The 9,279-nt window shown below is 58.1% G+C and carries 8 protein-coding genes; 1 reads left to right on the forward strand and 7 read right to left on the reverse strand.

Going from position 1 to position 9,279, the window contains the following annotated elements; all coding sequences use genetic code 11:
• The 7 genes from NG42_RS13385 to NG42_RS13415 form a co-directional block, all read right to left on the reverse strand.
• Nucleotides 1-628, reverse strand: a 628-nt coding sequence (locus tag NG42_RS13385; protein WP_052899967.1) for a VOC family protein, incomplete at its 3' end; no start/stop codon positions are given.
• Complete coding sequence (locus NG42_RS13390) at nucleotides 625-1,731, reverse strand: alkylhydroperoxidase domain protein (RefSeq protein WP_052899951.1); 1,107 nt, start codon at nucleotides 1,729-1,731, stop codon at nucleotides 625-627. The genes NG42_RS13385 and NG42_RS13390, both read right to left, overlap by 4 nt.
• On the reverse strand, nucleotides 1,728-2,759 hold the full coding sequence (locus tag NG42_RS13395) for a putative FMN-dependent luciferase-like monooxygenase (protein WP_052899952.1): 1,032 nt from the start codon (nucleotides 2,757-2,759) through the stop codon (nucleotides 1,728-1,730). Before NG42_RS13395 ends, NG42_RS13390 begins: the two co-directional genes overlap by 4 nt.
• Nucleotides 2,756-4,390, reverse strand: coding sequence for a dipeptide ABC transporter ATP-binding protein (locus NG42_RS13400; RefSeq protein ID WP_052899953.1), 1,635 nt, complete (start codon nucleotides 4,388-4,390; stop codon nucleotides 2,756-2,758). The genes NG42_RS13395 and NG42_RS13400 overlap by 4 nt, the downstream gene beginning before the upstream one ends.
• A complete protein-coding gene (locus NG42_RS13405; RefSeq protein ID WP_052899954.1) occupies nucleotides 4,387-5,247 on the reverse strand; it encodes an ABC transporter permease in 861 nt (286 codons plus the stop codon). The genes NG42_RS13400 and NG42_RS13405 overlap by 4 nt, the downstream gene beginning before the upstream one ends.
• Entirely contained in the window at nucleotides 5,244-6,188 is a 945-nt protein-coding gene (locus NG42_RS13410; protein WP_052899955.1) for an ABC transporter permease, read from the reverse strand. The genes NG42_RS13405 and NG42_RS13410 overlap by 4 nt, the downstream gene beginning before the upstream one ends.
• Before the next feature lie 15 nt (nucleotides 6,189-6,203).
• Nucleotides 6,204-7,853 carry a TIGR04028 family ABC transporter substrate-binding protein gene (locus NG42_RS13415; RefSeq protein ID WP_053115602.1) on the reverse strand — a complete coding sequence of 550 codons (1,650 nt, stop codon included), beginning with the start codon at nucleotides 7,851-7,853 and terminating at the stop codon, nucleotides 6,204-6,206.
• A 148-nt stretch (nucleotides 7,854-8,001) separates the two neighbouring features.
• On the opposite strand from NG42_RS13415, the gene NG42_RS13420 reads away from it, so the two are divergent.
• Complete coding sequence (locus NG42_RS13420) at nucleotides 8,002-8,715, forward strand: helix-turn-helix transcriptional regulator (protein WP_052899956.1); 714 nt, start codon at nucleotides 8,002-8,004, stop codon at nucleotides 8,713-8,715.
• Nucleotides 8,716-9,279 lie beyond the last annotated feature (564 nt).

The following is a 9,279-nucleotide window of genomic DNA, read 5'->3' on the forward strand; positions in this document are numbered from 1 at the left end:
AGCGCACCCCGGTGACGCCCGCCGGTAATTCAAGACTGCCATCGTTAAGCGTCGTCACCCTCCCGGCAGTAAACAGCTGCGCATACACCTCGGCGGCGGCGGCCGGATTATCCGCAGCAATAATAAAACCGCTGATATTGGTCACCGCGTTGGGATGTTGTTGCCATGCTGGCTGCCATACCGCGTGTGGTGTCAAATGCTGACAGAAAAAGCTGCGTCCATTCGCAACCGCATCGCTGCGCAGTCGGGTGGTGCGAAAACGTGCCTGCTGTTCACTGCCGTCCGGCAGGGTGACCGGGCGGAAGAACGCCGCAGGCGGATCGCCAGCCAGCTGCTGCTGCTGAAGATGCTGATAAACCGCGTCGGCATCCTCGGTTTTCCATACCAGGCCGCTCAGGCCACGCGGCGACTGCCATAAATCTTCGCGCTGATTGCCGCGTTCCGGCTCGTAACCCAGCAGTTCAAGATAGTTTTCGCCAAAAATGGCTAAATAATTACTGGAGCCGAGCGAATGATGACCGCGCGCGCTGAGCTGAAAACCGAGGCGGCGAAACAGCGCGCTGGCTTCGTCAAGCTGATCGGCGACATTGATCACCACATGATCGACTAGCGGTTTTAAAGATGTCATGCGTGGTTCTCCGCCGGAATAAAGGGTTCACCCAGGGTCAGCATCAGACGATTAGCCCAGGCGAAGAAAGCGGCTGATTGTAGCAGGTCGAGTAACTCCAGATCGCTCAGTCCCTCTGCACGCAGTTGCTGAATCTGCTGTGCGCTGGCACTGGCGGGAGTAGCAGAAATCGCTGCGGCAAAATCGATCTGTGCCTGCCAGCGTGACGACTGATCGGCACTCAGTTGCCCGCCCGGCGGCGTATCCAGCAGGCGCTGAACCGCTTCCGGCTGCTTAGCTAACTGCGCGGCTTTACGCGCATGTACCGAGGCGCAGAAGATGCAGCCGTTTACTTTACTGGCGACAGCGGCAGCCAGTTCGCGCTCCGCACGCGACAGACCGGCGGAAGTGTAAAAAATGCCCTTATCCGTCAGGGTACGCTGTTCCAGCACCGGCAGGTTTCGCCCTAACAGGCGGAAGTAATCAGAATCACTATGACCAAAACGTGCCAGCGTTTGCTGCTGTTCAGCCGCAAATTCCGCCAGCGGTTTAGCCGCTATCCATGGCTCCCAGCCCAGCTCTGCGGTGGTAAAATACACCGGCGCGGTTTTGCCGGTTTGGGTTTGCGGCTGTGTGTGCCACTCTCCGGCAGTAAAGGCGGTGTTGCTGTCAGAAACACCGTGGCCGGCAATCAGTCGATAACCGCGCACCAGTCGGCTCTGGAAGCTGACAAAAGCCACAATCTGTGACAGTGTCACTATAGCATCCAGCGTCCAGCCTGCCTGTTGTAATGCCGCCAGATGCGCGGAAGTGGCGGTGACCGGCTGAAAAGTCAGGCGTCTGGCATGTTCCAGCGCCAGCTGAAAACGGGCGCTGCTGGCGGCGTTCCCCGGCTGCGCGGCATAATGCGCGGCAAGCTGTTCATCCTGATGCCAGTGCGCCACCTCTGCGGCAAGCGCAACGCGTTCCTGTAGCGGGAAGTCAGCACTGCCGTCACTGAACAGTGCCCGGTAACTGCCCTGGCTATGGCGCGTTGCGGCATCCCGCTGCTGACGGGCGGCGGCAAGCGGGGAGGCCGGGTCGATATCAGCCAGTTCAGCCAGTAAATCGGTAGTCTGTGTCATGCGGGGGTTCCCTGATCAACAATTGAATGAGCGGTGCGCCAGCCAAGCGCCGGGGCGACTTCGGTAGCAAGCAGTTCGATGGAGCGCAGAATCTGCTGATGTGGCGGATCGATCGAATGCACCTGGAAAGAAATATCGGTGGCACGCAGCAACACGCTGTCGTGTTCCAGTGAGGCTTTCACCTCGTCCGGAGTGCCGAGATGCACATCAAAGGCGGCGATATAGTCATCCAGTGTGTCGCCTGCCAGCTGATGACCCGTGGCGCGGTAATGTTCCGCCTGTTCGCGTAATCCGGGTTGCGCCAGTTTGCGCGCCTGCTGGCGACTGTCGCTGACGAAAGCGGTGCGCGAAGCCAGAATACGCGGCGGCACGCCAGCCGGTAACGCGGCGAGATAGGCATCAATCATCGGATTTTGTATCGCATCCAGCGCTAATCCCGGCTGCCCGGCCGGACGCGGCTGGGTGCGCGACAGCATCAGACCATGCCCGGCTTTACCGGCACGCGCCGCGCCTTCAACGGAAAAGGTGGCGATCCAAACCCGCGATGTCAGCTGCGGAGCGGGCGGATAGAGGCGGTTATCGGCATGACCCAAAGTTTCACCGCTCCAGGCGTTATGCAGCACTTGCAGATGTTCAGCAAAAGCGGCGGCGCGCTGCTCAATGCTCAGGCCGAAGGGCAGAAACGAGCTGGGGGTGCCGCCGGATCCAAGGCCAATTTCCAGCCGTCCGTCCGCCAGCAAATCCAGTACCGCCGCATCTTCCGCTACCCGCAGCGGGTTCTCCAGCGGCAGGGTGATAATAGCGGTGCCCAGGCGAATGTGCCGGGTTTGCGCCGCGACATGGGCGAGAAACACCAGCGGTGCCGGAAGACCGCCTTCATTTTCATGAAAATGGTGCTGGGCAATCCACGCGGTATCAAAGCCGAAGCGCTCGGCATGTTGAATCTGTTCCAGCGCCAGGCGGTAGCGCTGTTGTGGTCCGGTTTTATCCAGCAAACGGGTAAAAAAGCCTAAGCGTTTCTGGCTCATGCGAAATCCTTTTGTTCAGCGGCAAGGGAAGGAATGGCGTTAATCAGCTCACGGGTATAGTCACTGGACGGCTGGCGGAACAGGGTGTCGACATCACCCTGATCGACGACCTGTCCGGCACGCAGCACGGTAACGGTGTGGGCGATACGGCGCACGGTGGCCAGATCGTGAGAAATAAACAGATAGGTCAGACCCAGCTGGTGTTGCAGCTGTTGCAACAGGCCGAGAATTTGCGCCTGGACGGTGACATCCAGCGCGGAAGTGGCTTCATCCAGCACCAGAATATCCGGCTGTAATACCAGCGCACGCGCAATCGCCACGCGCTGGCGCTGACCACCGGACAGCTCGCGCGGTTTGCGCGTCAGCAGCTCGACCGGCAGCGCCACCCGCAGCGCCACATCTTCTACCCGCAGACGGCGCTCAGCTTTACTTAATGGCGCAAAGTTCAGCAGCGGCTCTTCAATCATGTCGTACAGGGTTTGTGACGGATCGAGTGAGGCAAACGGATTCTGATACACCAGCTGAATTTTTTGCCGCAGCTGGCGCAGTGCCTCACCGCTTAATTCGGTGGCATCGATATCGTCGATCAGCACCAGGCCGCTGTCTGCGCGCTGAAAACCGAGCAGAATGCGCGCCAGCGTGGTTTTACCGGAACCCGACTCGCCAACCAAGGCATGGGTGGTGCCACGCGTTACGCTAAAGGCGATATTTTGCAGCGCCTGCAATGTCTGCTGTTTATCTTTGCCCAGCTGGAAGGTTTTATTCACCCCGTTAACCACAATTGCCGGTGAGGAGAAGCTGGCATGGCGGGTCGGTGGCTGGGGCGGAGCCAGCGCACTCAGGTCGGCAAATAGCTGACGGGTATAAGGATTTTGCGGCGCATTCATCACCGTGGCGGTCTCGCCCTGTTCCTGAATTTCACCGTTGCGGAACACCAGCAGCCGATCGGCACGCTGCGCCGCCAGCGCCAGGTCGTGGGTGACAAACAGCACCGCGGTGCCGGACTCACGGCGCAATTCGTCGATCAAATCGAGAATGCGTTTTTGCACTGTCACATCCAGCGCGCTGGTCGGTTCATCGGCAATAATCAGCGCGGGCTGCAAGGCAATGGCGATAGCAATCAGCACTCGCTGCTTCATGCCACCGGATAACTGATGCGGATATTGCCGCGCACGCTGCTCCGGATGACTGAGACCGACGCGGGTCAGCAGGGCAATCACTCGCTGCTGGCGTTCGGTACGACCCAGGCGCTGATGCAGCGTCAGGATTTCTGCCACCTGATCGCCAATGGTTTTGACCGGATTCAGCGAGCTGCCGGGGTCTTGTGGGATCAGGCTGATGCGCGCGCCGCGCAGCGTATCGAGCCGCCGCTGCGACCAGTCGCTGATATCGACGCCATTAAGCAAGATCCGTCCGCTGTCGCGCACGCCGTTCTCTGCCATCAGGCCGATAATTGCCTGGGCGGTGGTGGTTTTGCCCGAGCCGGACTCGCCAACCAGCGCCAGCATCTCACCGGCTTTCAGTTGAAAAGAGACATTGTGCACCACCTGCCGCCGTGGCTGGCTGCCACTGCGATAACTGAGCGTCAGATTTTCCAGTGCCAGCAGCGGCACCGGTGATTGATCGTTCATCGGCGTGCTCCTGAAACCTGGCGACTGATACGGTTAGCCGCTAAAACGATGGCGACCACCACCAGGCCGGGGAAGGTGGTCAGCCACCAGGCGGTCGAGATGTAATTACGCCCTTCGGCGATCAACAGCCCCCACTCTGGCGTAGGCGGGGGCGTGCCGTAGCCGAGAAAGCTCAGGGTCGACAGCGCCAGAATGGCATTACCAAACTGTAAGGCGGAGAAGGCGATAACCGAGGTCAGCGAGTTGGGCAGAATATGACGCCACAGCACGCTCCAGAAGGTGCCGCCGCTGCCATATGCCGCTTCGACATAATCGCTGTGGCGTACCCGTACCACTTCGGCGCGCGCCAGTCGGGCGAAATTGGCAATCGAGGTTACACCGACGGCGATTGCCGCGTTTACCGTGCCGAAACCGAGCAAGATAATGACGCTCAGTGACAGCAACAGACCCGGAATCGACAGCAGCACATCAATAATGCGCATCACCACCGCTTCGGTTTTCCCCCCGGTTGCACCGGCCAGCACGCCAAGCAGGGTGCCAACCACCAGACCGAGCGCCACCGCCACCAGTGCCGCAGAAAGCGAATGGGAAGCGCCCCAGACAATGCGTGCATACAGATCGCGACCGAGCTGGTCGGTACCCAGCCAGTGACTGGCCTGCGGTGCCAGCCGCTGCGCCCCGGCGATGCCCTCCGTTGGGCTGTAATCGGTAAATAATCCCGGTGCGACAGCCGCCGCAATCGCCAGCAATATCACCAGCCAGGCGAGCAGCGCTCCGGCGGGCAAAGGATAACGGCTGAATCGGCGGGCAGGGGACGGAGCCGCTTTTGGGCGTACAAGTTGATCGATCAGGCTCATAAGGTCGCTCCGCGATAAGTTTGCAGACGTGGATCGAGCAGTGGGGTCAGCAGATCAACCAGCAGATTGATGGTGACAAAGCCAAACGCCGAGATCATAACAATCGCCTGTAATACTGCGATATCCTGGTTATTGACCGCCTGCTGCGTCAGCTGGCCGAGACCACTCAGGCCAAACACCGTTTCGGTAATCAGCGCCCCGGCAATCAGTTCGCCAAGCAGCAAACCGGCAACCGTCAGCACCGGTAAAAGCGCATTCAGCGCCACATGACGCCATAACACGCCGCTGTAGCTGGCACCTTTGGCGCGGGCGACCGCCACAAATGGCTGCGTCTGTACCTGATCGATGCTGCGGATCAGGATCTGCGCCAGCGGAGCAGAAATCGGTATGGCAAGGGTAATAATTGGCAATATCAGCCCCTGCCATGGGCCAGGATTGATTACCGGAATCCAGCGCAACTGGAAGGAGAACAGCTGAATCAGCGCGATGCCGAGCCAAAAGGTCGGTAGCGAAATAAACAGCGACGGCAGGCTCTGTAAGGCATTTTTCAGCCAGCGGAAGCCGACCAGATTGGAGATAAAACTCAGTAGTACAGCAATTACCACCGCCAGCAGAAAACCCGGCAGCGCCAGGCGCAGCGTATCGGGGAAATTGCTGGCCAGCAGATCGCTGACCGGTACCCCGGCCTGTACCGAGTAGCCAAAATCACCGCGCAGCATCGCCGCCAGCGTATGCAGATACTGCTGCCATAACGGGCTGTCCGCGCCATAGGCGAGGCGCATTTCGGCAATCTGATCCGGGCTAAGGCCCAGATCGGGATTCTGAAATTTAATCAGGATGGCGTCACCCGGCAGCACCTGCAACAGCACAAAGGAGACGGTAAACGCCGCCCACAGCACCAGCAGTGCCTGGCCGAGTCGCTGGGTAAGATAGCTTTTCATCGCGTACTCTCCGGCTTAGTGTTTTTCAAGCCATGAACCGTAGAAACTCGGGCGACCAACCGCTTCAAAACTGATGCCTTTTAGCCACGGAGCGGCAGCAAAGACTTGCGGTTCTTCAAACACCGGAATCACATAGGCGTTATCCAGCAGGTAACGTTGCGCATCCCCGGCCAGTTGCAGGCGTTTTTGCGGGTCGATTTCTGCTGAAATATCCACTAACAGCTGATTCAGTTTGTCGTCACGGAAATGGGCGACTTTGTCGCTGGAGCCGCCTTTTTGCAGCAGCGCATCGCGATTTGACGGGTAGAATTGGCTCTTAATCACATCCGGGTCGGCGCGTCCCACTTCGGAGACCGTTAGCGGCGTTTTCTGCGGATCGAGGTTGTCCAGCGTGCGGCTGCCGGCATCGCCCGCGCGCACCGCCAGGCTGACGCCGACCTGCTTCCACTGTTGCGCGATCAATTGCAGCACCTCTTTGTTTTGCGGCTGCGGCAGCGATTCGTAAATCGTCAGCGCCAGACGCTGGCCCTCTTTCTGACGAATGCCGTCGCTGCCAGGTTTCCAGCCCGCTTCATCCAGCAGTTTCTGCGCCAGCGCCGGATCATATTTCAGTTTGTCGGCCAGATTGACGTAACCGGCGGCGGATTTCGCCACCACCGAAGTGGCTTGCGGATAGTTCGGTGAGAACAGCGTATCGACCACCTGACGCGAGTTGGTGGCGTGCAGCAATGCCTGACGCACTTTGAGATCGGCGACCAGCGGGTTATCCGGTCGGAAGCTGATACTGTCGTTGATGCCGCGCGTTGGTGCAGCGTAGATCGGGAAGTTCTGATCGCTGGCCTGCTTCTCATCGTAAGCCTGAACCTGGCGAATCACATCCGCCTGACCCGCCAGCAGCGCGCCAATACGCACGCTGTCTTCCGGCGTAACGATAATTTTTATGCCGTCGAGGTTCGCCGCGCCCTGTTGGGCGCTATTTTTCGGCCCCCAGTTATACTCTTTACGCGCTACCAGATCGACTTCACGACCCAGCTTCTCATTTTTCACCACAAACGGGCCGGAGCCAATAATGTGGCGGGCATCGCCGAGCGCATCAAAGTTACGCGCCAGGGTGCTGAGGGAAACCAGCCCGGAACCAATGGTCGCGGTGCCCTGTAAAAAACCTGGTGACGGTTTTTTGAAATAAAACTTCACCGTTAGCGGATCAATCACTTCGCTGTGATCGTAATTGTTAATTACCTCGGAGACCGGCAGGCGCTGCGCCTTATTACCGAGACCATAGGTATCGAAGTTTTTCGCCACCGCACTGGCATCCAGCGGCGTACCGTCGGAGAAGGTGACGCCAGGGCGTATTTTAAAGGTGTATTCGGTTTTATCGGCGTTGGTGCTCCAGCTTTCGGCGATCCACGGCTCGACTTCCAGCGTTTCCGGGTTCTGCCAGGTTAGCTTATCGGTAATCTGATTAAGGATGCCGCCGTTAGGATAGAAACCGCCAGCGGGCGGGTAGAGATTGGTATGGGCTTGCTGCTCCAGATAGATTAGCGTGCCGCCTTTAACCGCCGCGTTTTCAGCGGCATAAACAGTGTGAGTCCCGGCGAGTGAAGCAAAAAGTGCACTTAATGCCAGCGTGCGCTGAACGGCATTAAAAGCAAAGCGAGTGCGCATGGTGAATTCCTTTATAATCAGAGAGTCTGTGCTGTCGGTTTATCATCTGGCGAGACGGGATCGGAGAGAACTAAGCAATTGTGATAAAGATTGCAGGAATTATTATTTGGCTAATGAATAGCTGCCGCTTTTATCAGGGAGAACAGGTATGTCGCGTGCTCAACGTTTACTGGACTTGATTCATATCCTGCGCAGTCATCGCTTTCCGGTAAGCGGTGCGCAACTGGCGGCGCAGCTCAATATCAGTTTGCGCACCCTGTACCGTGATATCGCCACGCTACAGGCGCAGGGTGCCGATATAGAAGGTGAGGCGGGGTTGGGCTACGTATTAAGACCGGGTTATATGCTGCCGCCGCTGATGTTTTCGCCGGAAGAGATCGAGGCGCTGGTGCTGGGATCGCGTTGGCTGGCCGCGCGCGGCGATGATCCGCTGGCGGCAGCGGCCAAAAGCGCGCTAAACAAAGTGGCGGCGGTACTGCCGGATGACCTGCGTCAGTCGCTGGATGAAAATGCGCTGCTGATTGGCCCCGGCAGCTACAGCAAAACCGCCGATGCACTGTTACCGCAGATTCGTCAGGCCGTTCGCGCCGAGCGCAAACTGGATATTGATTATCTCGATCTGAAAGGCAGTCACTCGCGGCGCAGGATATGGCCGTTTGCCGTCGGCTACTTTGATCGGTTACGCATGCTGCTGGCGTGGTGCGAGTTACGTCAGGGATTTCGCCATTTTCGTATCGACCGTATTAGCGCGCTGGAGAGCGTGCAACAGCGCTATCCACAGCGGCGGCAGCGGTTATTAAAGCAGTGGCGGGAAAGTGAAGGGATTAGAGAGAGTAAGGGCAGTCTGGGAAACGAAAAATAAATTCTCGTTAAAAAGCAAGCAGGGGACAGGTTCTGCTTTTTTAAAAATCCTCAGTGAAATAAATTGAGCAATACGCCTGTTTTTTATTGGCAAAAGAACAATGCGCAATAGGTGATTTTTGCCGTTGCGCTTTCGCAACGGTTAGTTTAAAACAATGCAAGGCAGCGTTCTGCCAATCGAAAAAACCGGGGCTGTCGCTAAAGCCTCGCGAAGGCGCACTGTGCCCTGCCAGTAAAGATATTGATAATGACTCCCTGAAGGATCAGGTGAACTCCCCGTCGCAGGGGCAGTGAATTATTTTATGGATGAAACGCTATGCCTGAACGCATTTCTGTACTCTTCCCCGTCGAACAGCGGCTTTTCCGGACACCCTCCGGCACTGAGCCGCTGTCCCGCTCCTGTTCGCGCACTACCCGTGTTTCCCCCACTGTGGCGGAGGCCTGAACCATGGCCGATTACGTTGCCGCCAGGCTTGACGACCCGCTGGTACACAGCTCGTTACTGAGTGATTTTGTCAGTGGGCTGGTGGAGGGCGCGATCTACGCCGGGGTTTTCATCGCCAGT

It is taken from the genome of Winslowiella iniecta, assembly GCF_001267535.1.
GTDB classification, from domain to species: Bacteria; Pseudomonadota; Gammaproteobacteria; order Enterobacterales; family Enterobacteriaceae; genus Erwinia; species Erwinia iniecta.